The organism is Thalassobacillus devorans (assembly GCF_900176565.1).
GTDB classification, from domain to species: domain Bacteria; phylum Bacillota; class Bacilli; order Bacillales; family Halobacillaceae; genus Thalassobacillus; species Thalassobacillus devorans_A.
The window spans coordinates 691,372-714,933 of record NZ_FXEH01000006.1 but is presented as its reverse complement, the minus strand read 5'-3'; the positions used below and the strand labels follow the sequence as shown (position 1 = coordinate 714,933).

At 45.2% G+C, this 23,562-nt stretch carries 29 protein-coding genes and 1 riboswitch; of the genes, 11 read left to right on the top strand and 18 right to left on the bottom strand.

The annotated features are described in order from the left end of the window. Positions 1-5: 5 nt before the first annotated feature. Genes B9Y67_RS14515 through B9Y67_RS14505 form a run of 3 tightly spaced genes read right to left on the bottom strand, consistent with a single transcriptional unit; the run spans position 6 to position 3,155 of the window. A complete protein-coding gene (locus B9Y67_RS14515; RefSeq protein WP_085507711.1) occupies positions 6-1,613 on the bottom strand; it encodes an ABC transporter permease in 1,608 nt (535 codons plus the stop codon). After that, on the bottom strand, positions 1,613-2,500 hold the full coding sequence (locus B9Y67_RS14510; protein WP_085507709.1) for an ABC transporter ATP-binding protein: 888 nt from the start codon (positions 2,498-2,500) through the stop codon (positions 1,613-1,615). The genes B9Y67_RS14515 and B9Y67_RS14510 overlap by 1 nt, the downstream gene beginning before the upstream one ends. 13 nt (positions 2,501-2,513) lie before the next feature. Next, positions 2,514-3,155, bottom strand: coding sequence for a TetR/AcrR family transcriptional regulator (locus tag B9Y67_RS14505; RefSeq protein WP_369668779.1), 642 nt, complete (start codon positions 3,153-3,155; stop codon positions 2,514-2,516). Positions 3,156-3,427: 272 nt separating this feature from the next. Here B9Y67_RS14505 and B9Y67_RS14500 point away from each other — a divergent pair, with 272 nt between their 5' ends. From B9Y67_RS14500 to B9Y67_RS14490, 3 genes are all read left to right on the top strand, one after another. After that, positions 3,428-5,317 carry an LTA synthase family protein gene (locus B9Y67_RS14500; protein ID WP_085507706.1) on the top strand — a complete coding sequence of 630 codons (1,890 nt, stop codon included), beginning with the start codon at positions 3,428-3,430 and terminating at the stop codon, positions 5,315-5,317. A gap of 234 nt (positions 5,318-5,551) precedes the next feature. Beyond that, positions 5,552-5,860 (top strand): transposase, encoded by a 309-nt coding sequence (locus B9Y67_RS14495; RefSeq protein ID WP_085507703.1) that lies wholly within the window; start codon positions 5,552-5,554, stop codon positions 5,858-5,860. After that, positions 5,818-6,768 (top strand): IS3 family transposase, encoded by a 951-nt coding sequence (locus B9Y67_RS14490; protein WP_139823816.1) that lies wholly within the window; start codon positions 5,818-5,820, stop codon positions 6,766-6,768. The genes B9Y67_RS14495 and B9Y67_RS14490 overlap by 43 nt, the downstream gene beginning before the upstream one ends. Before the next feature lie 286 nt (positions 6,769-7,054). Here the strand turns inward: B9Y67_RS14490 and B9Y67_RS14485 are convergent, their stop codons facing one another. The 3 genes from B9Y67_RS14485 to B9Y67_RS14475 all read right to left on the bottom strand — a co-directional run bounded on the left by B9Y67_RS14485 (position 7,055) and on the right by B9Y67_RS14475 (position 9,201). Further along, positions 7,055-7,837, bottom strand: a complete 783-nt coding sequence (locus B9Y67_RS14485; protein WP_176224015.1) for a metal-dependent hydrolase — start codon at positions 7,835-7,837, stop codon at positions 7,055-7,057. A 228-nt stretch (positions 7,838-8,065) separates the two neighbouring features. Further along, positions 8,066-8,419: a hypothetical protein gene (locus B9Y67_RS14480; protein WP_085507700.1), complete on the bottom strand. Its 354-nt coding sequence runs from the start codon at positions 8,417-8,419 to the stop codon at positions 8,066-8,068. Positions 8,420-8,547: 128 nt separating this feature from the next. Beyond that, on the bottom strand, positions 8,548-9,201 hold the full coding sequence (locus B9Y67_RS14475; protein ID WP_085507698.1) for a ribonuclease H family protein: 654 nt from the start codon (positions 9,199-9,201) through the stop codon (positions 8,548-8,550). 161 nt (positions 9,202-9,362) lie between these two features. Here B9Y67_RS14475 and guaC point away from each other — a divergent pair, with 161 nt between their 5' ends. Continuing rightward, positions 9,363-10,346, top strand: a complete 984-nt coding sequence (gene guaC / locus B9Y67_RS14470) for a GMP reductase (RefSeq protein ID WP_085507695.1) — start codon at positions 9,363-9,365, stop codon at positions 10,344-10,346. Positions 10,347-10,444: 98 nt separating this feature from the next. Here the strand turns inward: guaC and B9Y67_RS14465 are convergent, their stop codons facing one another. Then, the gene (locus B9Y67_RS14465) at positions 10,445-11,053 is read right to left on the bottom strand and encodes a metallophosphoesterase family protein (protein ID WP_254901816.1); all 609 of its coding nucleotides are present in this window, start codon (positions 11,051-11,053) and stop codon (positions 10,445-10,447) included. Positions 11,054-11,280: 227 nt separating this feature from the next. Between B9Y67_RS14465 and B9Y67_RS14460 the strand changes: the two genes are divergently transcribed. Then, positions 11,281-11,499, top strand: a complete 219-nt coding sequence (locus B9Y67_RS14460; RefSeq protein WP_085507690.1) for a hypothetical protein — start codon at positions 11,281-11,283, stop codon at positions 11,497-11,499. A 282-nt stretch (positions 11,500-11,781) separates the two neighbouring features. Then, positions 11,782-12,144 carry a hypothetical protein gene (locus tag B9Y67_RS14455; RefSeq protein ID WP_085507688.1) on the top strand — a complete coding sequence of 121 codons (363 nt, stop codon included), beginning with the start codon at positions 11,782-11,784 and terminating at the stop codon, positions 12,142-12,144. Positions 12,145-12,184: 40 nt separating this feature from the next. On the opposite strand, the gene serC is transcribed toward B9Y67_RS14455, so the two are convergent. The 11 genes from serC to B9Y67_RS14410 all read right to left on the bottom strand — a co-directional run bounded on the left by serC (position 12,185) and on the right by B9Y67_RS14410 (position 20,167). Next, positions 12,185-13,267: a 3-phosphoserine/phosphohydroxythreonine transaminase gene (gene serC / locus B9Y67_RS14450; RefSeq protein ID WP_085507686.1), complete on the bottom strand. Its 1,083-nt coding sequence runs from the start codon at positions 13,265-13,267 to the stop codon at positions 12,185-12,187. A 125-nt stretch (positions 13,268-13,392) separates the two neighbouring features. Next, positions 13,393-13,473: riboswitch (glycine riboswitch) on the bottom strand. A gap of 355 nt (positions 13,474-13,828) precedes the next feature. Further along, positions 13,829-14,866 carry a DUF2332 domain-containing protein gene (locus B9Y67_RS14445; protein WP_085507684.1) on the bottom strand — a complete coding sequence of 346 codons (1,038 nt, stop codon included), beginning with the start codon at positions 14,864-14,866 and terminating at the stop codon, positions 13,829-13,831. A 17-nt stretch (positions 14,867-14,883) separates the two neighbouring features. Beyond that, positions 14,884-15,324, bottom strand: coding sequence for a hypothetical protein (locus B9Y67_RS14440; RefSeq protein WP_085507682.1), 441 nt, complete (start codon positions 15,322-15,324; stop codon positions 14,884-14,886). 45 nt (positions 15,325-15,369) lie between these two features. Then, positions 15,370-15,678: a hypothetical protein gene (locus tag B9Y67_RS14435; protein ID WP_254901815.1), complete on the bottom strand. Its 309-nt coding sequence runs from the start codon at positions 15,676-15,678 to the stop codon at positions 15,370-15,372. 54 nt (positions 15,679-15,732) lie between these two features. Beyond that, positions 15,733-16,632, bottom strand: coding sequence for an aminoglycoside phosphotransferase family protein (locus B9Y67_RS14430; RefSeq protein ID WP_085507679.1), 900 nt, complete (start codon positions 16,630-16,632; stop codon positions 15,733-15,735). A gap of 128 nt (positions 16,633-16,760) precedes the next feature. Beyond that, positions 16,761-16,904 carry an SRPBCC family protein gene (locus B9Y67_RS21170; RefSeq protein ID WP_369668765.1) on the bottom strand — a complete coding sequence of 48 codons (144 nt, stop codon included), beginning with the start codon at positions 16,902-16,904 and terminating at the stop codon, positions 16,761-16,763. 5 nt (positions 16,905-16,909) lie between these two features. Further along, on the bottom strand, positions 16,910-17,269 hold the full coding sequence (locus B9Y67_RS14425) for an SRPBCC family protein (protein WP_369668764.1): 360 nt from the start codon (positions 17,267-17,269) through the stop codon (positions 16,910-16,912). Between the two features lie 108 nt (positions 17,270-17,377). Continuing rightward, on the bottom strand, positions 17,378-18,172 hold the full coding sequence (locus tag B9Y67_RS14420) for a helix-turn-helix domain-containing protein (RefSeq protein ID WP_085509197.1): 795 nt from the start codon (positions 18,170-18,172) through the stop codon (positions 17,378-17,380). A 26-nt stretch (positions 18,173-18,198) separates the two neighbouring features. Beyond that, on the bottom strand, positions 18,199-18,351 hold the full coding sequence (locus tag B9Y67_RS20745) for a hypothetical protein (RefSeq protein ID WP_176224014.1): 153 nt from the start codon (positions 18,349-18,351) through the stop codon (positions 18,199-18,201). Positions 18,352-18,388: 37 nt separating this feature from the next. Continuing rightward, positions 18,389-19,609 carry a hemolysin family protein gene (locus B9Y67_RS14415; protein WP_085507675.1) on the bottom strand — a complete coding sequence of 407 codons (1,221 nt, stop codon included), beginning with the start codon at positions 19,607-19,609 and terminating at the stop codon, positions 18,389-18,391. Positions 19,610-19,714: 105 nt separating this feature from the next. After that, positions 19,715-20,167: a GNAT family N-acetyltransferase gene (locus B9Y67_RS14410; protein WP_085507673.1), complete on the bottom strand. Its 453-nt coding sequence runs from the start codon at positions 20,165-20,167 to the stop codon at positions 19,715-19,717. Positions 20,168-20,276: 109 nt separating this feature from the next. Here B9Y67_RS14410 and B9Y67_RS14405 point away from each other — a divergent pair, with 109 nt between their 5' ends. From B9Y67_RS14405 to B9Y67_RS14385, 5 genes are all read left to right on the top strand, one after another. Next, entirely contained in the window at positions 20,277-20,603 is a 327-nt protein-coding gene (locus B9Y67_RS14405) for a hypothetical protein (RefSeq protein WP_085507671.1), read from the top strand. Positions 20,604-20,848: 245 nt separating this feature from the next. After that, positions 20,849-21,664, top strand: a complete 816-nt coding sequence (locus tag B9Y67_RS14400) for a ZIP family metal transporter (RefSeq protein WP_085509196.1) — start codon at positions 20,849-20,851, stop codon at positions 21,662-21,664. A 212-nt stretch (positions 21,665-21,876) separates the two neighbouring features. After that, positions 21,877-22,260 (top strand): DUF2512 family protein, encoded by a 384-nt coding sequence (locus B9Y67_RS14395; protein ID WP_085507669.1) that lies wholly within the window; start codon positions 21,877-21,879, stop codon positions 22,258-22,260. A 63-nt stretch (positions 22,261-22,323) separates the two neighbouring features. After that, positions 22,324-22,680, top strand: coding sequence for a SpoIIAA family protein (locus B9Y67_RS14390; protein ID WP_085507667.1), 357 nt, complete (start codon positions 22,324-22,326; stop codon positions 22,678-22,680). Between the two features lie 259 nt (positions 22,681-22,939). Further along, positions 22,940-23,536, top strand: coding sequence for a TetR/AcrR family transcriptional regulator (locus B9Y67_RS14385; protein WP_085507665.1), 597 nt, complete (start codon positions 22,940-22,942; stop codon positions 23,534-23,536). Positions 23,537-23,562: the final 26 nt, after the last annotated feature.

The window sequence follows — 23,562 nt, the reverse complement described above, 5'->3', positions numbered from 1 at the left end:
TTCTCTTATCCGCCCTGGATATCACGCCTCCGGTATCCTGCAAAACCAGCTACAAGCACTACCACCGCAATACCAGTCAGCACGCTCAGCGCCAGCCAGCTCACTTCTTCGACCGGGAGTTCCGGAATATGACCGAACGGGCTCAGTTTAGTGACCCACTCGTCAAATTGGAATAATCCTCCCATATAGACGACGATGAAAGAGTAGACAAGATACAGCCAGGCGACGACAGTAAGACTTGGCGCCAAGCCAATCAGCAAAACTGCCAGTGCAAGCATTACCCACATGGCAGGTAGATAGGCCATGGCAGATTCATAGAATCTTCCAAGCGAAATACTATCTTCCATGACGGCATTGCCGGCAACTCCGAGACCAAGCGCGGCCAGGGATAACATAATCCAGCCGCCAACCAATGCCAGCACCAGATAACTTCCCATCAGCCTCGTCCGGGAAACCGCTCGTTCCAGCAAGTGAGCGGCCCTCCCTTTGCTCTCTTCCCCTTTCAGCTTCAACATGAACAACAAAGCAGGAATCGTGCTGATCATGGCGAGTACCGCCATCAGCATCGACAGGAACTGTTCGGTCAAAGATACACCGGAAACCGGGGTAAGCAGCTGCTGCATCATTTCATTGTCGGCAAAAAACGACTCCAAATCGCCAAGAACCGAGCCATACGACGCGCCAAGCACGAACATTGCGATTGCCCAGGAAATGATTCCCGTACGCTGAAGACGAACCGCTAACCCAACGGGATGGACTAATAGGCGGGATGCCTGTTTTTTCCCTGCTTTAGATGGTAAAAATCCTGCGTCCATGTCGCGGATAGCATTTAAATAAAACGCTAAAACGGCAAGCACAACAGCCGCAGTCAGGGTGGCCACAACCGGCCACCAAAGATTGTTGACATATGTTTCCGTGCGGACGATCCACCCGAATGGGGAAACGAGTGCCAATGCTTCGCTGGACACATCTCCAATGGCCCGGACCATATAAGCGAGCAACAGGACAGCCATCCCCAGGCCGATTGTTCCTCTTCCACTTTCCGACAGCTGGGCGAACACGGCTGTCAGGGCAGCGAAAAAGATTCCCGTTACTCCGAGGGCCGCTCCGTATAAAAGTGAACCCTCAACATCAATGCTTTCTACATTAAAAGCTACAAGCCCAACAGCAATGAGCAGGGCCAGCACGAGATTCGCGCCTGTATATACCACGAGCGTTGAAGCAAGACTGGAAAGCCTTCCAGCCGGAAGCGCCCGTACGAGCTCCAGCCGGCCATCCTCCTCTTCTCCCCGCGTATGCCGGGCAACCAGCAGGATATTCATCACCCCCACGACAACCGCTGTCAATAGCAGCATCTGGTGGGCAAGCATCGCACCGACGGTATAATTGTCGAGACCATAGCCAGGACCGACCATGGCAATCATCGCCGGATTTTCCATCGTTTCTGCCATTGCCTGCCGTTCTGTTTCGGAGGAATACAAGGTAGAAAAAGCACTCACGACAAGCAAAGTAGAAACAAGAAAAGCAGCCACCCAAATGACAAGTCGTACCCGGTCCTGTCTTGCGATATGCCGGGCAAGAACGCCTGTGTTGGCATATAACCGCTTATTCATCAGCCTTCCACTCCTTCATAATGGCGCATGAACAAGTCCTCCAGTGTCGGCGGTGTGCTTTCAATCTTTACGATTCCGAACCCGCTGACATAACGCATCACATCATCGAGTTTTTCCGTATCCACTTGAAAAACGAGCGCCCCGTCTTTTTCTTCGAGATGATGGACGCCAGGCTGCTCTCCCAGATCGGGTACATGCTGTTTCGTTTGTAACAACAGCTGTGTCCGCGTCAAATGGCGCAAGTCGGCAAGAGAGCCCGATTCGATGATCCGTCCATCCCGGATAATCGCCACCCGGTCACAGAGCCGTTCGACCTCGGATAAAATATGACTCGAGAGCAATACACTTTTCCCTTCCGCTTTAGCTTCCATCACACATTCCTGGAAGACACGTTCCATCAATGGGTCGAGGCCGGATGTCGGTTCATCCAGGATATACAAATCGGCATCCGAGGAAAAGGCAGCGACAAGCGCCACTTTTTGCCGATTCCCCTTGGAATAGGTACGGCTTTTTTTTGAAGGATCCAATTGAAACCGGCGAATCAGTTCCTCGCGGCGTTCCGATCGCTTGACTCCCCGCAGCTTCACAAACAGATCGATGACTTCCCCGCCGGTAAGGTTCGGCCACAGGTTCACATCCCCGGGGACGTAAGCAATTCGCTTGTGCAATTCCACCGCGTCACTCCAGGCATCTTTCCCGAAAATAGTCGCCTCGCCTTCGGTCGCCTTCAACATGCCAAGCAGCACTCGGAGCGTCGTCGATTTTCCGGCACCATTCGGGCCGATAAAACCGAACACTTCCCCTTCCCTTACGTCGATATCGACCCCATCCAGCGCCTTTACCTTGCCGAAATGCTTTTTCAGGTTTTTTGTTTCCAATACACTCATCCTGATCCCTCCCTTACGAATAAAAACTTTTCCGCAAAACGTCTAAATACTCATCAAATTCCTTCCAATACGGATCAAAATCCAATGTGGCAAAATTCGCCCCATCGAGCCGCTGCTTCATTTCGTTCTGATAGCCTTCGATAGCCCAGCGAATCAGGCGGAACGCTTTTTCCACATCGACATCGTCCCGGAACAGGGAATAGTCGATATTCTCATACATGATTTTGTTCCCCATTTCCTGAAGCTGTTCCATCCGTGGCTTCAACCGGTCAGGAATCGACTCCTGATCGAGCATGAATGTCCCACTGAACCGAAACAGATCCGGATGCTCCAGGAACGCCTTCATTTTCACTCGCGCGGCATGCTTGAACCGTTTGATAAAATCCCGCTCGCTCGGATCGATCCGCTGTAAATAATCTTTCATAATGACATCGAGCGTGTATTCGATGAGATATTCGTAGAGCCCCTGCTTGTTTTTAAAATAATAGAAAAGCATTCCCTTACCGATTCGGGCTTCTTTCACAATGACATTGGTCGACGCCTGCTCAAAACCTTTCTCAGCAAACTCACGGAAGGCTGCATTCAAAATTTTTCTACGTTTATGATCGTCTAAATTGATGAATTTCGTTGCGATGGTTTTGCCCCTCCTTTTCACCAATATATAAACCTCGCGTTAATTTTAGACCACTCCGGTCGACTTAATTGTACTCCCTTTCGACCACCCTGGTCAACTTAATTTTTTCATTTAAATTGTAAAGGAAAAATTAATAAGATTAATTCTATGTAAAGACGGGTATATTCAAGCAGAGATTTATTATTCCCCTTTTGTATTCACTTCTGGTAAAGATTTGTATTTACTTCTGACAAAGAATTTGTTAAATTGAACTATTATGTGAGTGATGAAACATTAACAGGAGGTTCACCACGATGAAAGATTACAAGAGTCTATTGAAAAAGGGCTGGCTATTCTTCCTAGTAGCTGTCCTGTTCCTATGGGGTAAAACCTATTATGCTTTGAAAACAGCTTTTAACTTAGATATTGAAAATAGTACACAGCAATTCATTCTCGGAATTGCACCAATCAGTTCGATTTTATTTTTCCTGGGCTTGTCCCTGTTGATACCAAGACGATTCCGGAATAAAGCGTTCATGACGATTTATGTACTGATGACGTTCGTGCTTTTCGCCAATGTTGTCTATTTCCGCTTTTTCAGCGACTTCATTACACTGCCGGTACTGATGCAGTACAAGAACTTTGCTGAACTAGGCGGCAGTGCCCAGGCATTGATTCATCCAATGGATGCCATTTACTGGATTGATGTCGCCATCCTGATTACCTGGCTCGTGTCGAAGAAAGTTAAACCGTCAATACGGTTCAAAAAGCGTACCGTTGCGATGCTGTATGCCGCAGTCATTGGTATTGCAGCTGTGAACCTGAACCTGGCTAATCAGGAGCGCCCGGAACTCTTAACACGGACATTCGACCGCATGAAACTAGTAAAATTGCTGGGAATCTATAACTATCACATCTATGATAGTGTCGTTACCGCCAACGCATCCTCCAAGCGAGTGTTTGCGGACAGTGATGAATTGACAGAAGTACTCAACTACGTCAATGGCCAGCAAGGGAAAATGGGTGTACAAGGGGAATATTTCGGTAAGGCAAAAGGTAAAAACGTTGTGCTTATTTCTCTGGAGTCCGCACAGAATTTTGTTATTGACTACAAGTTGAACGGCGAAGAAGTCACTCCGTTCCTGAACGATTTAAAAGAGGATAGTTACTATTTCTCTAACTTCTATCACAATACAGGTCAGGGAAAGACTTCCGACTCGGAATTCCTTTTAGATAATTCTATGTATGGCATGTCACGGGGTGCTGTTTTTACAACGAATGCCAATAATGAATACAACGCGACCCCGGAAATTATCAAAGAGGAAGGCTATACACCAGTGTCGTTCCACGGAAACAATGACTCGTTCTGGAACCGGGATGTCATGTACAAATCCCTTGGTTACGACCACTTCTTCTCTAAGAGCGAATATGATGTAAACGAAGAAAACTCCGTCAACTATGGCTTGAAAGACATTCCTTTCTTTGAACAATCGATGCCAATGATCAAAGACCTGGACAAGCCATATTATGCGAAGTTCATTACACTGACGCACCATTATCCGTTCATTTTGAACAACGATGAAGATGTAATGATCGATCCTGCTGAAACTGGAGATGGTACGGTAGACCGCTACTTCCAGACCATGCGTTATCAGGATGAAGCAGTGAAAAAGTTCATGGAAATGATGAAGGAACAAGGCGAATATGAAGATACGATTTTCGTTATGTATGGTGACCACTATGGCATTTCTGATAACCATAACCGTGCCATGGGAGACCTGATGGACAAAGAAATCCGCACATTTGAAGAAGCGCAGTTCCAGGAGGTCCCATTGATCATTCACATTCCAGGTGAAGAAGGTAAAGAAATGAAGACAGTCGGTAGTCAAGTCGACTTGAAACCGACAATCCTTAATCTACTTGGAATTGAAGCAGGAAACGACGTCCAGTTCGGTGTCGACCTGTTTGCGAAAGATCGTGAGGACATTGCCATCTTCCGTGACGGTACGGTCGTTACTGACAAGTATATCTATGCTGCCAAGGACGGCGCCTGCTATGACAAAGAAACCGAAGAAGAAATCGATGGTGAGGCCTGTGCCCCACTAAAAGAAAGAGGAGAACAAGAGCTGGAGTATTCCGATAAAGTTGTCCACGGCGACTTGCTCCGCTTCCTTGATCAGAACAAGGACATCGAAGGAAAATAATCGTATGAAGCCAAGAAGCACTACCTGCAAGTTCAGGTGGTGCTTTTTTTGTCTCTTATAGGTGGGGCTTTGTCTCTTTTAGTACTGTGATTGTCTCTCTTCTAATTACGGCGTTCTCTTATATGGTTGATATTGTCACTCTTATTTTCGAATTTTGGAACTAGTATAGAAAGTGGACACAGGTAGTGAGCCATGTTTTAATCGACCTAAAGCTTAAATTAAGGACGTGTTCACTTGACTAAAAAAATGAAGAGTTACAGTTCGGAATTTAAAGAGTATGTAGCTAAAATGATTGTCCTAGACGGACATAAAATGACTGATATTTGCAACAAGCTCAATTTACCTTACGGTACCGTTAAGCGGTGGGTAGGGAGCTATCGTGACAAGCAGAAGAACGCAGAAAAAGAGGAACAAAACCAGCTATTAACGGCCTCTGAGTACAAAGAGATGTATGAAAAAGAACGGCAAGAGAAGCTTGAAGCTCAGGAGGAAGCCGAAATATTAAAAAAGGCAATGCACATCTTCACGCAAGAAATAGAGTAAAGTTCGAGTTCATTTATGAACATCGTACAGAACACACCGTATCGAAGATGTGCGAAGTTCTTGGTGTGTCTACATCCGGCTATTATGCTTACCTCCACAGGTTAGAGCGGCCAGAAACAGAGCGGGAAGCATTCAATCGTTATTTAGATGAGCGAATTCTATTTCACTATCACGATAATCATGGGTGTTACGGCAGCCCTCGTATTCATAAAAAAATCCGGGATGAGGATGGACTATCGGTTTCCTTGAAGAAAGTGACTAACCGTATGAGAGAGTTAGAACTGTATGCAGTGCCACCAAAGAAATTTGTAGCGACTACCGATTCGAAACATGCCAATCAAACTTTTCCTAACCATTTGAAACGAGAGTTTCAACCAGAAGCTCCGAACAAGGTCTGGGCTACAGATATTACCTATATTCATACTGGTGAAGGATTCTTGTATCTAAATCCTGTCATGGACCTGTATTCTCGCCGTATTATCAGTTTTCGTATTGACGACCATATGAAACAATCGCTATCTCTACATGCCTTAGAAGAAGCTATCTCCCTTCGGGAGCCAGAAGCAGGATGGATCCATCATTCAGATCAAGGATCCCAATACTGTTCCAGGGCTTATGTAGAAACCCTTGAAGAAGCCCAAGCTACAATAAGCATGAGTCGGAAAGGCACACCCTATGATAACGCCTGTGTCGAAAGTTTCTTTGCCTCATTAAAAAAGGAGTACTTGTATAAATACGTATTCCCTACAAAAGCTGAAGCTATTTTAGCTGTTCAATTTTATATTAAATTTTATAACCAGAAGCGTATGCATTCCTTCTTGGATGATAAGAGCCCTATTGAAAAAGAAAAGGCCTATTATTCGGGCCAAAGTCAGAAGCTCGCTTCAGAACAAACTCCCTCTGCATAAAGGGTAGGATCGGTTTTGGTATCCTTCCCTTTATGCGGAGGCATCCAAGTGTTTCGGAAGAAAACACGCGGAAGAAAAAGTGGCCCGCTGAGTGATCTATTTTTGTCCACTTTATTGACAGAATTCCAATTTGTCTCTCTTAATTAAAAAATTGTCTCTCTTACGCGCTATGCTGTCTCCCATCCGGCTATTCTCTCTCTTATAGGGGTGAGATTTTAATGTTTTTGTTTTGCAGCATGTGGCACAAAAAAACCGGAACCTGAATGAGGATCCGGGGGTATTCCTTTTATAAACTATATGATTTTTCTTCCCCATAACCAAGAACGTCTACGGTCGTGTCAGGATAGTCCCTCAATAACGCTTCCAGTTCTTTATCCCTGTCCACCATATACGAAATCACGGGAAATGCCTCGACAAGTCCGTCGAGCGTTTCTTTCGAGGCCGCTTTCTCTTTCGATGGGAACGTGTGGCTTGGAATAACCGTTTTCACATTCAAAAGATGCTCCACTACATAGGCCGCTTCTTTCGGATTCATCGTAAAATGACCACTCGCGGACAAAATGGCCATATCCGGCTGATAAACATCCTGTATCAGCTTCATATCCGCCATCATAGCTGTATCACCGGAATGGTATAGCTTGAGGTCATCCTTAAAAGCGAAAATATACCCGCATGGCTCTCCGGCGTAGATCGGCGTTCCTTCCGTTTCCCCATAGGAGCTCGTATGTCTTGCCGCTACCATCGTCAGCTCGGCATCTGCCACCTGGAACTGGCCGCCGAAATTTAATGGCATGACATTCTGGCAGCCTTTTTGAATCAGAATCATCGCCAACTCATACTGTGCCACAATCAGTACGTCCGGTTTTGCCTGCGTCAGCCGCTCCAGCCCGCTGGTGTGGTCAAAATGGCCATGGGTAAGAACAACGGTGTCAATCGTAGCTAAAAATTCATCTGTCTGATAATCCTCGGGACACCCAGGGTTCATTTCGAAAAACGGGTCAATCAGAAACTTCGAACCCCCATTACTCGTCAACACATACATAGCATGACCCAGTCGTAACACCTTCACTTGCATCCCTCCATTTTGGTCATCTGTTATGACTTGGACTAAGATGGGAAGTTATCACCTCGTTGTAAGCGCTTTCTTTATTTTACCACAAAAAAGACCCACGGATGGGCGGACTGCTACCTTTTCTCCTGGTTACGCTTGCGAATGCTTTCGGAAAAGCTTCCGGCGATTGCTGCAAAAATCTCTCCCATTAACGTAACGATGCCACGATTCATCCTTACTGGAAAATCACGCTTCGGCATTTTTTCGTGACACCGCCAGCGTAATTGCCGTAAACAAATAACCTAGCAGCAATAAACCGGTATAAACAAAGGAGTATCCGCTCGGTACAAACAACAGAGACACCACTTCCACGAAGGTCAAGTCAGCAAAAACTCCAAACCCTGCTCCGGTTGCACCTTGTTCCAAACCTGCAAATCCGCCTTTTCGGAAGAAAAAGAACGCTGCATTGGCAAGCAGATATCCGAACAGACCGATCAGGCATAGGCGACATTTAGAAAGTTTATATCCAATTCCAAAGATTATTCCCAATAACAAAAAGATCGTAGGATAGAAAAGCATCAACGTCTCGATGGCACCCACATGTCTCACCCCGTTATTTGAAATTCATTTAATTACAATTATTTCAAATAATGGGACATTTCTCAATACTATTTTTCCATTTTCAAGTTCAAAGCATAAAAAAAGGCTGCCTGTTATTAGCAGCCTGGTTATAACTCAATGGTGCTGGTGATCTCGGTTTCCTCCAATGCCTGCGTGGCCAGCCGGTCCGCCTCCCTGTTCCGTTTCCGGGATACTACCTGATACTCTGGTGTAATACCGAGCTGCTCGAATTTATCTTCTATTCGATCCGCCCACTTGGACAATTCATCTTCTAGACACGGCCATTCGCCATTCAACTGGTTGATCACGACCTGGGAATCACCGACGATTTTTACATCGATATGATGGACTCCGAGAAAATCCAGTTCCTGCAAAGCCAGGTGGAGTGCCGCGTATTCCGCTTCATTGTTCGTTTGCAGTTCATCGACGAAAGCATTTTTCCTGAGGCGATAAGACTTACCATCCTGCTCATAATAAATCGCGCACCCCAGCCCCGATTTTTTCGTTTTCAAATCAAAGCCGCCATCAAAATAAACGGTAATGTTATGCGGTTCTGTTTCAATTCCTTTCATGAATTCCTTCAGTTCTTTCAAGCTCCACGTTTGACCCTTGGGATCGATAAACGTAAAGCTGCTGGCCCGGCCGGTCTTTTCTAAATCGTCGGCAATCAAAATCGCCTGCCCTGCCGGCATTTCTTCAGAAGTAAATGCACTTGTCGTCCCCTTCGGTGTTTTGTAAGTAAATTCAATCCGGACTTTCATCTGCCAACCCACCTTTTCTCTGTTAGTTTATTTATGACCGTATTTGTACGTCATTAAACCATAATAAGTTTTGACAATTTCTAAATAATGGTGTAAATTACCCAATGTACGAACAATTAAAATTACACTAAAAAAATCATTCGTTTTTAGGAGTGTTTTCTATGGAAAATGTATTTGATTATGAAGATATTCAACTGATTCCCGCAAAATGTGTCGTTAACAGTCGCTCGGAATGTGATACGACTGTCCAGCTCGGTGGATATACATTCAAGCTCCCTGTCGTGCCTGCCAATATGCAGACCATCATTGATGAAAATATAGCTGCCACACTTGCTGAAAATGGCTACTTTTATATCATGCACCGCTTTCAGCCAGAAAAACGTCTGACTTTTGTGCGGGAGATGCAGGACAAAGGATGGGTCGCTTCCATCAGTGTCGGTGTCAAACCCGAAGAATACGACTTCGTCCGCCAGCTTTCCGCAGAAGGCCTTACTCCGGAATTCATCACGATTGATATCGCCCACGGTCACTCCAATGCGGTCATCGAAATGATCCAGCATATTAAAGAGCATCTGCCAAACAGCTTTGTCATCGCCGGAAATGTTGGTACACCAGAAGCGGTCAGGGAACTGGAACATGCCGGAGCGGACGCTACCAAAGTAGGTATCGGCCCAGGAAAAGTATGTATTACCAAAATAAAAACCGGCTTCGGAACAGGCGGTTGGCAATTGGCAGCACTAAGATGGTGTGCAAAGGCGGCAAGCAAGCCCATCATTGCCGACGGCGGTATCCGCACCCACGGTGATGTAGCAAAATCCATTCGTTTCGGTGCGTCGATGGTCATGATCGGCTCCCTTTTTGCAGGACATGAAGAATCACCAGGGGAAACTTACGAACAGGATGGAAAGCTTTATAAAGAATACTTCGGCTCTGCGTCTGAATTCCAAAAAGGCGAGAAGAAAAACGTCGAAGGCAAAAAAATGTACGTCGAGCACAAAGGCTCCTTAAAAGATACCTTGCTCGAAATGGAGCAGGACCTCCAGTCCGCCATTTCCTATGCAGGGGGAACCAGCCTCGATGCCATCAAGCATGTCGACTATGTAGTGGTTAAAAATTCGATTTTTAACGGAGACAAAGTTTATTAGAAAACTCGTCAAGTGCTGATGTCAAACGGCTTAGTAACTTCTTGCAAGGTGAATTTCCTTAACCTATGATAAAAAGAGCGGGCTCATCCCCGCTCTTTTTATACTGTATATACTTTGTGACTTGGCAGCTCGAGCATCGTCAGCTTACCTCCGTAGGCAGCACCGGTATCAATGTCAATCTGATCTTCGTAATAAGCAATCTCCGGGACGGGTGTATGTCCGTGGATGACTGTCTTGCCAAGACCGACCTTTTCCTCGTGCCGCGTCCATAACAACGTATCCTCGTCCTGTTGTTCCAGTGGAGTCTCCGGTTCAAGTCCGGCATGAACAAAAATATAATCGTCCGTTTCGTAATAAAGGTGAAGATTCTCTTCCAGCCACTGTTGATCTTCTTTGACTTCCTCCATCCTTCCTTCATACGATTGGATGGTTGTGGCGGCTCCGTTCATTTTCCAAAGTTCCATTGCTTCCAAATCCTCTTTGGAACGAATGAACATATCATCATGGTTGCCTTTGATCGCCACCGCACTATCATCTTTCACCAGCCGTTTCACTTTCTCTATCACTCGCTTCGATGAAGGCCCCCGGTCAATATAATCTCCAAGCAGGATCAACTGATCTTCCTGTGGATCATATTCTGCTTTATCCAGTACTTGATCGAGCTTATCCGCTTCCCCGTGTATATCGGAAACTACAAGATATCGCAAAGCTGTTTCCTCCTTGTTTGTCAACTTGCAGTAATTTACTGAATCTCCCATATTGCACTATTTCCTATTTTGGCTGATTGAAACCTCCTGTCACCCTGTTATATGACACGGGGTATGCAAGAGATGGTATGCATGTTATACTGGTTTAATACCTGGATAGGGAGCTTTAATCCAGGGCCAAGTTGAGATGGGTTTCGCATCAGCTTGGAGTAGAAAGGGGTACAATCATGCTAATTAAAGTAAAGTGGATCAATTTCCACAAAGAAAGCGAACTCGACCGCCCCGAAATGTTTCAACGTTTTGATGAAATCGAATTGGATGACAATGTGACCGATAATGAAGCGCTTGAGAAAGTTACAAAAGAAAAGCTTTCTACACAATTTGACCTTCCATCCAAAAAAATTCAAATTATTGAGTTTCACACTTATGATGAAGCAAAAAGTTGATGAAGAACGACACATATAGAATATGTAACAGTTAAGAGACGGCTGAACGCCGTCTCTTTTTTGAGTTAAGATGAAGCATTATCTACAGCTCTGGATTAGTTGGTGTTTCCATTCACCTCAAGTGGTTAGTATTCAGTATTTCAGTTGTAAGTATTTAAAGTCTTACTTCATGCTTACCCAGGAACTTCCAATCCTAAAACACGTTTTTAAATAAGATTACGATTAGCTCTAAGATGGTATCTTTATGGACTTCCAGGAAAAGATAAAACCGGAGGGATGAATATGCCAGAGAGAATGTTGACGATTGAAGAGTTCAATGAACTGTTGAAGCATTGGAACGGAGAAAAAATAAAAATATCCAAGCATGAACTTGATGACGTCGATACGACATTTTTGCAACTAGATTCGGTCTCGTATCGTACCAAAACAAGAAGGATGGACGAGTATCAGCCGATGCATACCTTATCATTGAATGGACAAGGAGAGATTACCCTGGAGGCCGGCGGTTCCCAGCCATTGCCGGATGCTTCCTACGAAATTCCCCTGGAAGATACTACACTGTATCGCTATGATGACGGAACGACCTTCACATTGGTTACGGAACGGGGAACCTATACCATTGAAATCATGGGAAATAACACGTAAAAAAGAGGTCTCTTCTATAATGGGAGAGACCTCTTTGATGTTACTGCTTGTTGTCTTCAAATTTCTGCATGAATGCTACAAGGGACTCAACGCCCTCTTTTGGCATCGCATTGTAGATGCTCGCACGCATCCCGCCAACCGAACGATGACCTTTTAACGTTTCCAGCCCTTGCTCTTTTGCCTGGCTTATAAAAGCCGCATCCACATCAGCCGACGGACTGACAAACGGAATATTCATGATGGAACGGCTGTCTTTTTCAACCGGGGACGTGAACAGCCTGGATGCTTCAATCTGATTGTATAATAGCTCTGCTTTCTCGCGGTTGATCTTTTCCATTTCATTGATGCCACCGAGTTCCTTCAGCCATTCGAACACAAGTTTCGCCATGTAGATAGCGAACGTCGGAGGCGTATTGTATAAGGATCCTTTGTCCCTGTGCGTCTTATAATCGAGCATCACCGGGCAGGATTTAGACGCTTTGCCGATTAAGTCTTCCCGGACGATGACTACAGTCAGGCCAGCCGGACCGATATTTTTCTGAGCCCCGGCGTAAATCACACCGAACTTCGATACATCCATCCGTTCTGACAAAATATTCGATGACATATCAGCAACCAGCGGTACATCACCAGTGTCCGGGATTTCTGTGAACGCCGTCCCTTCAATCGTGTTATTGGTTGTAATATGAACATAATCAGCTTCCGGATCAATCATACTTTTCTCGATCTTTGGAATGTACGTAAAATTGGCATCCTCAGACGAGGCGATCACCCGAACATCGCCATATTTCTCCGCTTCCTTGATCGCTTTTTTCGACCAGGAGCCTGTGTTGACATAGTCTGCTTTTCCCTTTTCGCCGAATAGATTAAGCGGCACGGCAGCAAACTGCTGGGAAGCGCCTCCCTGGACGAACAGCACCTTATAGTTATCCGGTATTTCCATCAGCTCACGCAGATGCTGCTCCGCTTCCTCGATGATTTCCGTGAATAAGGCCGAGCGATGACTCAGCTCCATCACCGACATGCCAGACTCCTTGTAGTTGGTCAACTCGCTTTGTGCCTTTTCCAAAACGGGCAGCGGCAGCATCGATGGCCCCGCAGAAAAATTATAAATACGATTCATTTCGACTGACCCCTCACTTCCTATGTAGTGGGTTGACGCCCGTTAACATGGCGACACCCTTTTATGCGTTAAACGATAAAAAAGAGAGACCGGGATACCCCAATCTCATCGTGTTCAAAGGTTTATGTAACCCTTCTGTCCTTTTGCCTGAGATTATGAACCCTTCGGCGCTGCACGGGTGGTGCATCCTCTCCAGAAGCCGCTCCTGCTATAGTATCACCCACAGCATTCTTAGCTTTTTCTATTATTCATTTAGTCTGAAAAATCAGTGATATGCCTGGATTATATAGCATAGCTTCGAGGTTAGCAATAGTGGAAAACCTGCCACCTGTCAATGACAGCGTTTACTTTCCTGCTATTAAAGGATTCCTGTTTATTGAAAAAAATAGTTCCATGCCGGACCTTATACTAGACAGTTTTCAGGCTTGCTGGACAGCTTGGCCGCATACTAGACAAACTTAGAAATTTACTGGACAATTCCGGAATATTACTAGACAGTTTTGAAAATAAACGAGACAGAATCAAGAATGAACTAGACAATTACTTCATTTACTAGACAAGTCACATTAAGCAGGTAGTGGCGTTCAAATGCCAATCGAACCAACGTCCATGTCCATCTGTGTCCCCCACTGTTTCCGCATAGCTTTTCCCGTTGATAAAATAATCAAGATGGAGCTTCCTGTCCTCGATATTATTATAGATGTGGAACACATCCTGCTTTCGCCCAATGGCACTCACCTTCTGCAGCAATTCCTCTTTCACTTCCCACGGCATTTGGTTGGCAACGTGGGTGTGAAAAATGCAAAGCGTACTGTCCGATGGTGCGTTGGCTGCAAGCTCATCCAGTAGTGACACGCCGTCTCCTTCGACCAGGGAAGGAGGATTTTCACGGAACTGACGCACAGCCTTCTCAAAAATCTCCAGCCTCTCCCTATGTTCCGGCCATATCAGTGCTTTCAGCCATAACGTTTCCTCTCCATCTGTCAGGTCACTGACATGAAGATCCACGCCTGTACGGAAAGCTACTCGAGGAACGTCAGAAAGAAGATCCGGCATGGTCCCCTGTCTTACGCGGGAAGATAACTGAAGCGCAGAAGATTTATTTCCATAGATCTGATGATCACCATAAGTATAACTATATTGGTCCCAGAGCAATTGGAGCCCGGCGCTTGTGCCTATTTCTATCAGTGACAATGGTTTTTTTGTTTTCTTATGTATATGACAAAAAACAGGATAGAGGTAAGCACAGCGTCTGACTTCATTTGTCTGGACAAGCTTTTTCCCCATCAATTCCATGATCGACCGCCTATGGCTGCGACAAAAGTCTAAAAAATGGGGAAACACTTCTTCAGGCGAACCCGGCTTTTCCGTCAGGCTTGGATAATACTTTCGCAGCTCGTGCTGTTCTCCCGATAACAGGAGATAATGCACCGCGCCAAACAAGAGATTAGGGATCGGCTGTCCTTCCCTCGCATGGGAGCTTAGTTCCAATAGTTCCTCGTTATCTGCTACATTTATCGCTAACTGTTCATATAATGGGCTGGATCCTTTGCATTCCAACTCCGCAAAATCAATAAACTTTGCCGCTAATTGCTTCACACTGCTGACCTCCTTTTTTATTCAAACGTTTCCGCTGTAGCAATCAGCTCTTCGTCCTCGAGCGCTTCCGCATCTTCACTCTCAGCTGATTTCAATTGGTAATGGACACCATTCTTTTCCCATAGCAGCATACGGCTGCTTTGCGCATTTTCGTAAAAGAAACCCTTCTGGCCCTCACCGAATTCGATTTCATCAAATAAATTGCTGCCTGGTGATTCCATTTTCGCGTTAATCACCTCCAATTCCATCGACTGCCCCTTTGTCCCCTGAAAGTTAGCAACAAAAATCGGCTGGTCCGGTACAAAACTTTCCACTTCGAGCGTGTCGACTTCCATCGGGACTTCAGCCGGCAGCTCATAATCAAAATCGACAGCTCCCAGTTCATTCGTGATTTTTTCCTTATCATAGGACTGCATGTCATCCCCTGTGGAACAAGCAGCTGTCATTAAGACGATCATTAAAACTAAAGCGAGTTTTTCATGTTGACTTACCTCCTGTTACATCTATACGGATTCCACCTTATTATAGCTTTTCTTTTTCAAAAGCTCATCTATTCCCCAATATATCATGGCAATTGGAAATGCAAACAGATAAACGACAATCGACCAGACGGGGATCGCAATCATTTGGTAAATCAGATAGGCTGCCACTATATGCAGGATCAATGAAAAGAATATTGAGTATTTCAAGTTACGTGTGATTAATTCGATTAAAATTGACAAAACCGCCCCGCCGGCTATTACAAAAGGAAGTACGTGAAGCAGGGTAAAAAAAGTGACAGGTGTAGCTGCTGCATAGATAACGACCGCCAATATAGTAGTATAAAACCACGCTTTTCATTTTCTCCGGAGCATTTGATCACCACCTTAATTATCGAGCAGCTGTTCGATACTAGTGACAGCCTGGTAAAACCGTTTATCATAGTTTCCATCTGAATCAACCGTCCAGCTGGTTGCCAGCACACTGTGACAGTAGCCCCAGAGCACCAGCCTTTCTCTATTTAAATGAAGTTTACCTGCAAAAATTCCGATACGATCTCGTATGACCGGCAGCGTCTCGGTCTCAGGCAGTTTATTCAGCAGAAACTGAATCACGTCATATTCCCGTTCCCCAATCAGCCCTTTCGGATCGATAGCTCTCCATTCATTTTCCCCGGTCGCCAGCACATTGTAATGGTGAAAATCTCCATGGAGGAGAAACTGCTGCTCGGATGTCTTATGTAAACGCTCAAAAATATCGCAAGCCTTTTCCATTTGTTCACGGGTTATCGGGCCTTTCCCATCCGGGTGCTCCCTCAACTGGCGCTGTAAATTGGCTTCCCGTGTCCTGGTCGTCGGTATCCGGGTTCGTTCCGGTGCAGCACGATGTAAATCTTCTAACACGTTTGCTGCGATTTGAGTTGCAGTAGTTTCGTCATCCATGTCGGCAAGCATCTTCCCGGGGGTTAGTTTCTCCAACAGCAGGATTCCTCTCTCCTCATCCGCCGCAATGACAGAAACCATTCCCTTTCCAGCAAACAACCGCAGTGCTGCCAATTCATCATGAAACCCTTCCCCGGGAATAGATAACTTTACTACCAGTTCCGTTCCATCCACACGAGTAGCTGGGGCAACGTAGTTATAGGATAACTGAAAAGGATCGCCAATCCTGAGGCTCCATTTATTTTCACAGTAGGCAATCAATTCCGGCAGCCGCTTCAGCCACGCTTCCCCTTCTTTTTGAAAAGTAAATTGAATGTTTTTTATAAATTGACTCTGAAACTTCATTTCTTGTCTCCTTAATTACCGTTATTAATGAGTTCCTCATCTTACATTCTACTTCCAGACATATATATATCCTGCTATAAAAAAGCGCAACCCTTAGTGGATTGCGCTCCCCAAACTGATCTCATTCTTTAAAGCTTTTTTAAGTGATCATCCAGACATAGGAATTGAGAGGCTATCCCTTCTACAACCCCCATATCAAGTACGGATTGTAGTTCCTGTTCGGATGCAAATTCACTCCTGGTTACTAATTTCGTCTTGTCACCCTGGTCCATGAATTCTAACGTACGACTACCTTAGGCATATCCACAGCTTCATTGCCCTGTGCATCAGAAAAAACGTCCGTATAGACGATTTTCTCAGGCGCCTTGATTTCCTGGAATACCGTTTTCCCCCATGATTCCTGGCCATAAAAATCTCCCTGCTCCTGACAACGCATACAATAATGCCAGACACCTTCCGGCTGGAACTCGAATCTTTTATTTTCCGTATTCCAGCCCTGGGGCCCCCACCATTCTGCTAATTGTTCGGAATCGGAATAGGCAAGGAATACCTTTTCCTTCGGAGCTTGAAAAATTCGTTCGATCACCAGGTTCCGTCCCTCTACTTTCTTTTCCAAGCTTTCTTTGTTTACTGCCATGCCACATCCTCCTTATATTTTCTCAGTAATCCTTTTAACAAAAATTGAATGAACGCTGTTCTAACTGATGTCGATTTCATACTATCATGGAAGTGCTCCGCTTATTTCTTACCGATTGCTATGTTGCCGTAATCGCTCCAGAAAATTATTCATCAATAGTGGCAGAGAAACAAGAATTGGCGGGTCATCCAATTTCGGCGGGTGGAGTGTGACATTCTGGTGTGGAATTTCTTTATAAGGAGCTACGATGATCGGCTTCTTCGCTCTAGTTCGTAAGGTCTTATGAGGAAGTAAAAAGTCATGCACGGGCATCTTCCAGGAGACAGACGTCGCCATTAAATAATAGACACCTGGTTTTACACCAGTCATTGCGAAACCGCCCATCGAAGATACAAGGGTCCCATAAGTCGGCAGGCCTTCAGGAATCGGCTTTGGAAACAGACCAATTAAAGTGATTCCGTCAAAGGGTACCTCTGTCTTTAGCGTGCCGTTTACCGTGTGAAAGGTTTCCATGAACGTACGCGGATCGACCCAGCCGCTCAAATTTTTCAGAGTACGAACTGGATGTTCCGCCCGCTTTGCAGAGTGACGAAAATGTGCCGGAGTAACCCCCACCCTCTCGGTGAACCGGGTCGTGAAGGTACCAAGGCTTTGCTGGCCAATTTCCATTCCGATCTCCCTAATCGGAAAATCGGTTTCGATCAATAAATCTTTCGCTTTTTGCAGACGCAGGGCGGATAAGTAGTAAAGCGGGGGAACTCCCACCCTCTGTTTGAAGATACGAGTGAAATGATAACGGCTGTAGCCAGCCTGAGCAGCCAGGTCAGAAAGTGATAACGAATCATAAAGATGAGCATCAATATACTCGATCACCTGATCGATTTCCGGATAATTATTCTTCATTGCTCCTCCTTTCTCGGCCAAGTTCATTACCAATACCTTTCTACAATTTCCTGACGATTCCTCCTTCTTCCTGTCAAAAAGTGAACAAATGTTTTATTTGCGGCCTGGTCGATATATTTGCGAGTTTCCGGACTTATTTGTGACTCTGCCATTTTATTTGCAACTTTCCTGCGAACCACAAAAAAAGAACCGGCGCCAGGCCAGTTCTCCGATCGATCATTTGATCACTTGTACTTTTTTGATCTTCCTGCCGTCAATCTCCAGCACTTTGAAGGTCAGGTTGTTGCGCTCGAGTACATCGCCTTCTTCCGGAAAACGATTGAACTCTGCCAACAGATAGCCGGCAAGCACATCTTCCTCTTCCGGTATCTCGGTATCAAAAATCGAATTCAGACGGTGGAGCGTGATTTTCCCATCACAAATGATTTCCGTTTCGGACAGTTTTTCCACGATCGCATCGCTTACCTTGTCCATTTCATCTTCGATTTCCATACCGATCATCGCTTCGATGACATCCTCATGTGTTAATATTCCTTCGGTACCGCCGTATTCATCGATGACGATCGCCATGTGCTTCTTCTCTTTCGTCATTTTCTTGAACACCCATTCGATATTATGAAATTCATACACGACAAGCGGGTCCTTATAACAAAAATCGGATAATGGCCGTTCCGGGTTCATCGCCCACGTTAACAGGTATTTGGAATGGAAGACAGCCACAATATCATCTATATCCTTGCGGTACACCGGGTAGCGCGTATAAGGGTTTTGAATGACGAGGTCCCTGACTTCTTCATAACTCGCATCACTTGGAATAGCGATAATCTCTACCCGCGGCGTTTTCAAAACATCTTTGACATTTAAACTGTAAAAATCGAGAATTCCCCGTATCCGGTTTGACTCCGCTTCATTGAATGTCCCTTCTGAACCGGCAATATCCACCATCGTCCGGAATTCTTCTTTTGAAATCGAGGCCTCTTCCGTTTCCCCTTTTGACAGAGCCCGTGTCAATGCATCCGTAAGCCAATTGAGCACGATCGTCACCGGCTTGAAGATAAGGACAAAAAACCGGATAACCGGCGAAACAGCCATCGCAATTCGATCAGGAAAAGCAGCCGCGACTGATTTCGGGATCACTTCTGCAAAAATGATGATAATAACGGTGAGTATCGCAGAAGCAAGGCCAATACTAAATCCATATTGGATGGCAAGCGTTGTAACCAAGGTCGGTAGTAAGATATTAGCGATATTGTTTCCGATTAAAATGGTGGTAATAAATTCACTTGGACGGGAAAGTAAGTCCAACAGTTTTTCCGCTTTCGTATCGTTATTGTTAGCTCTCGACTGCAGCTTCATTTTATTAGCGGCCGTCAGTGCCGTTTCACTACCCGAAAAGAATAATGAAACGAAAATCAAAAAGATGATCGCAATGATCACAGGACCGTTCCTCCTTCATGACTATGTATGCTTAAGATTACCTGCCAGATTAGTATTTTCACTGTAACAAAGAAACCAGCCGATTGGAAAGAATTACACTTTTCCTCACAAATCCTGCGACAAGCGAATCATATCGCGGCACTGGATCCCATTTTCAAATATCGGTTCCTGGTAATGCCGAAGGAAAAAGTCACGGTCGATTCCGACGAGCCGGAAGCCGCACTTTTGATACAAAGCCAGCTGGCCGATACTGGAATTCCCTGTCCCTATTTCTATCGTTTGATACCCATACCCGGCCGCTTTTTCGATTGCGTCTGTAAGGAGCAACCGCCCCAATCCCTTCCCACGGCAGGAAGCTTTCACAGCTATATTAACAATTTCTACTGTTCCCGGCCTGGTGGGTAAAAGCACATATACTCCTGCGATTTCCCCATTGTCTTCTGCAATGAAGCATTCGCCACGTTCGAGATATTCCTGTACCAGCTGTTCGGAAGGATCCGCTTCGAGCAGCAAATCCATCGGTGGACGCTCGTCTTTTCTACATCCTCTGATCTTCATTCCTCTTCCCCCCTTTTCCTCTACATTTTACAACAACTTCATATTCCTGGGGGACAAGGCATATAGTTTCTTAGTGGATGATAAACGATCGAGGAAAAGGAGATGGCCTATGAAACAATCTATCTCTGTGATAGCGGCAGTCTTAATGATTATATTCGCCGGATTACTGGAAAACGAGAGCCAGCCTTCTATAGGCGGAAGCCCGGTCATGCAGGACGATGGCGCGAAAGAAACGAGTGGCCAGGTAGTGCAGCACACTCCCTATTCCGAATTAATCTACGTGCTGGAAGAAAGAAAAGAAGTGGATGGAAATATTGTCGAAACGTACCGGGAATATGAACTATACGAAGATAAAAATGGGAACATCCAAAAACGAGTACCGACCGAAAATCTTCAGTACATGACCTATAAGAAAAACATGGCTTATCGCCCATAGTTATGACGAAAGTCCTTAAATTTTCTTATATAACAAAGTGAAGTATAAACAGATTTCAAGTGAACAAGCGTCTGGTTTAGAGTGTAGAAACCAGACGCTTATTTTTTTATGCAGGCACAGGTTAAAATTTCGTGCTAAGAGGGTATGGTTTATCCTTGTGTCTTGTTTTTCTATTGACTTTTACTGTTCTTAAACTTAACCTGTTTATCATTATGTATTGTTAAACATACTGGAGGAACCTGATGATGGTTGATTTATTTCTTGAACTGACACCGTTGATGCAAGCGCTGATTGCTACCCTCTTCACATGGGGGATGACAGCGCTCGGGGCGGCCCTTGTATTCACAACAAAAACAATGAGCCAAAAGTTATTAGACGGTATGTTAGGGTTTGCCGGAGGAGTAATGATTGCTGCCAGTTTCTGGTCATTGCTTGCTCCTGCTCTGGATATGGCGGAAAATGACGATATCGCTGCCTGGATACCCGCAGCTGTCGGCTTTATGCTTGGCGGGATATTTTTATGGAGTGTGGATAAAATTATTCCTCACTTGCACCCTGGCTCCTCGATGACAGAGGCGGAAGGCTACCAGCCGAACAAAAAGAGGCGCAGTACCTTGCTCGTCCTTGCCATCACCTTGCATAACATCCCGGAAGGACTGGCTGTTGGGGTAGCATTTGGAGCTGCCGCTGCAGAATTTCCGGAGGCGTCTTTGGCAGGAGCTGTAGCGCTTGGGCTGGGAATCGGCATTCAGAACTTCCCGGAAGGGGTTGCCGTTTCCCTCCCGCTCCGCCGTGATGGCATCTCCAGAAGGAAAAGCTTCTTTTACGGACAATTTTCCGGGATGGTCGAGCCTATCTCCGCTGTGATTGGCGTACTGGCTGTCACCATGATTGAACCAATTTTACCGTACGCACTGAGTTTTGCCGCCGGTGCAATGATTTTTGTCGTCGCAGAGGAAGTGATTCCAGGCTCCCAGGAAGAAGGAAACAAAGACCTGGCATCGATGACTCTGATGATCGGTTTTACGGTCATGATGATTCTCGATGTCGCGTTAGGATAAAAACCATGAAACCGACGGATTTCCCCTTCGGTTTCATGGTTTTTTTATTTCCCTGACATTAAGCGGATGTTTCGTTTTCATTAAACGCTATATTCGACGTTTATCCTTCTCTTTCATTTGGGAATATATGTTACAAGTCCCTAGCATGGATTAAGGTCTAATAAGTATCTACTGGAAAACTGATGAAAAACATCTGAAGAAGGAGTGATATCATGGAACATGTAAAAGCACTTGCTATCAAAGGATTAATGACTTTTGTCGGTTTATTCGTCGTATTGACCTTAGGATTTAATGTATCGTTGCTGACCGTTCTTGCTATCACCGTCGTACTTGGAGCCATTTCCTATCCATTGGGAGATCTGAAGCTTTACCCGAAGACAACGAACATGCTTGCCACGACGGCAGATATCGGGGTTGCATTCCTGGTAATCGCTGTTATCGGCCCAATGTTCGGAAGTAATGATGTATCTTCCTGGATGTCGGCTGGTCTGCTTGCTGGTATTGTACTCGCTGTGGGTGAATTTTTCTTCCACAACTATATCGGCAACAAGCCCCTTGGAGACAATAAGCGTTTCCGCACATCCTATAATCATTAAAAATTGTTTGGACTGTCTCTCTTGTGAGGCGGTCCTTTTTATCAGCAAAAAGGAGGAGATTTGGTGTTTAAGTTCCTGGAAAGCCGCGATCCGGCTACGATTGCATTAAAAGTAGAAGGAAAAGTGACCGAAGAAGATGCACTTAAGATGGATCAACATGTGAAAGAAACTTTCGGAGACGACACTCCATTCAACATGCTTGCTATTTTTGATAAACTGGATGGCTCCAGTCTGAAAGGATTGACCAAAGGCACGAAATTTGATGCCAAACGCTGGGATCAATTCCGTAAGTTTGCCATTATCAGTGATAAAAAATGGTTAGAAGTGTCCACCAAGGTCGGTAATTACCTTCCTGGTGTCACCGCTGAACATTTCGATTCCTCACAACTCGAACAAGCCTGGGACTGGATCAAACAATAAGGTAAAAGGCTGCTTTTCATGGGAAAGGCAGCCTTTGTTTTATTAAAATCCACCTGCGGCCTCCTCCCTCTCATAAACGCCTCCTTTTTGAATCCGCTTTCTTCCTATTAAAACAAATGTGCAATAATCAACACTTTTCAGTATAATGAACGTAATTAGAAGGAAAAATCAGTAATAAGACGAGGGTTTGTCTAATAAACGACATTGCTTCAGGCAAGTGTTGAAAAACGCATGAAAAATCGGACAGGAGGTCCATAGGATGGATAAAGATAAACGGGTCAGACGGACGAAAAAGGCGTTGCAAAACTCCCTCGTTACCTTAATGGAAGAAAAAGACTTTCACGACATTACGATCACCGATATTGTCACGACCGCCGATTACAACCGCGGCACGTTTTACAAGCACTATCAATACAAAGAAGACTTGCTGGACGAAATCATCGAAAATGTCATAACCGGACTAAGGGAGTCTTACCGGGAGTCCGATCAGGATAAAGAAGAAACAAGCCTCCCTTCCTCTGTTATAAAAATTTTCGACCATGTTGAACAAAACGCTAAGTTCTATGAGATTGTTATCCGTTCTAAAGCACTGCCAGGCTTCCAGGAAAAATTCATCCAGGCATTGAAAGAGCTGGCATCCGACGATCTCATCGCCCTTCAGCCAATCCCTGAGATCGATCCTGATTTGCACGCCAGTTATCAGTTTTATGCGATTTTTGGAATGATTGTCGAGTGGGTCAACAGCGGGCTGGATCACGCCCCTTCCTATATGGCAAAACAACTCCTGGCAATGATGAAAGCCGAACCGATGACGACAGCGTTCAAAACGAAATACGTCCCCCCTCATATGGCATAAAAAAAGAGCCCCCGCTTGATGCGGAG

Coding starts and splice junctions, on each gene's coding strand:
- B9Y67_RS14515 (WP_085507711.1), bottom strand. CDS start 1,613: ATGAATAAGCGGTTATATGCCAACACAGGCGTTCTTGCCCGGCATATC.
- B9Y67_RS14510 (WP_085507709.1), bottom strand. CDS start 2,500: ATGAGTGTATTGGAAACAAAAAACCTGAAAAAGCATTTCGGCAAGGTA.
- B9Y67_RS14500 (WP_085507706.1), top strand. CDS start 3,428: ATGAAAGATTACAAGAGTCTATTGAAAAAGGGCTGGCTATTCTTCCTA.
- B9Y67_RS14475 (WP_085507698.1), bottom strand. CDS start 9,201: ATGAAAGTCCGGATTGAATTTACTTACAAAACACCGAAGGGGACGACA.
- guaC (WP_085507695.1), top strand. CDS start 9,363: ATGGAAAATGTATTTGATTATGAAGATATTCAACTGATTCCCGCAAAA.
- B9Y67_RS14460 (WP_085507690.1), top strand. CDS start 11,281: ATGCTAATTAAAGTAAAGTGGATCAATTTCCACAAAGAAAGCGAACTC.
- B9Y67_RS14455 (WP_085507688.1), top strand. CDS start 11,782: ATGCCAGAGAGAATGTTGACGATTGAAGAGTTCAATGAACTGTTGAAG.
- serC (WP_085507686.1), bottom strand. CDS start 13,267: ATGAATCGTATTTATAATTTTTCTGCGGGGCCATCGATGCTGCCGCTG.
- B9Y67_RS14440 (WP_085507682.1), bottom strand. CDS start 15,324: ATGATCGTCTTAATGACAGCTGCTTGTTCCACAGGGGATGACATGCAG.
- B9Y67_RS14430 (WP_085507679.1), bottom strand. CDS start 16,632: ATGAAGTTTCAGAGTCAATTTATAAAAAACATTCAATTTACTTTTCAA.
- B9Y67_RS21170 (WP_369668765.1), bottom strand. CDS start 16,904: ATGGACCAGGGTGACAAGACGAAATTAGTAACCAGGAGTGAATTTGCA.
- B9Y67_RS14425 (WP_369668764.1), bottom strand. CDS start 17,269: ATGGCAGTAAACAAAGAAAGCTTGGAAAAGAAAGTAGAGGGACGGAAC.
- B9Y67_RS14420 (WP_085509197.1), bottom strand. CDS start 18,172: ATGAAGAATAATTATCCGGAAATCGATCAGGTGATCGAGTATATTGAT.
- B9Y67_RS14410 (WP_085507673.1), bottom strand. CDS start 20,167: ATGAAGATCAGAGGATGTAGAAAAGACGAGCGTCCACCGATGGATTTG.
- B9Y67_RS14405 (WP_085507671.1), top strand. CDS start 20,277: ATGAAACAATCTATCTCTGTGATAGCGGCAGTCTTAATGATTATATTC.
- B9Y67_RS14400 (WP_085509196.1), top strand. CDS start 20,849: ATGGTTGATTTATTTCTTGAACTGACACCGTTGATGCAAGCGCTGATT.
- B9Y67_RS14395 (WP_085507669.1), top strand. CDS start 21,877: ATGGAACATGTAAAAGCACTTGCTATCAAAGGATTAATGACTTTTGTC.
- B9Y67_RS14385 (WP_085507665.1), top strand. CDS start 22,940: ATGGATAAAGATAAACGGGTCAGACGGACGAAAAAGGCGTTGCAAAAC.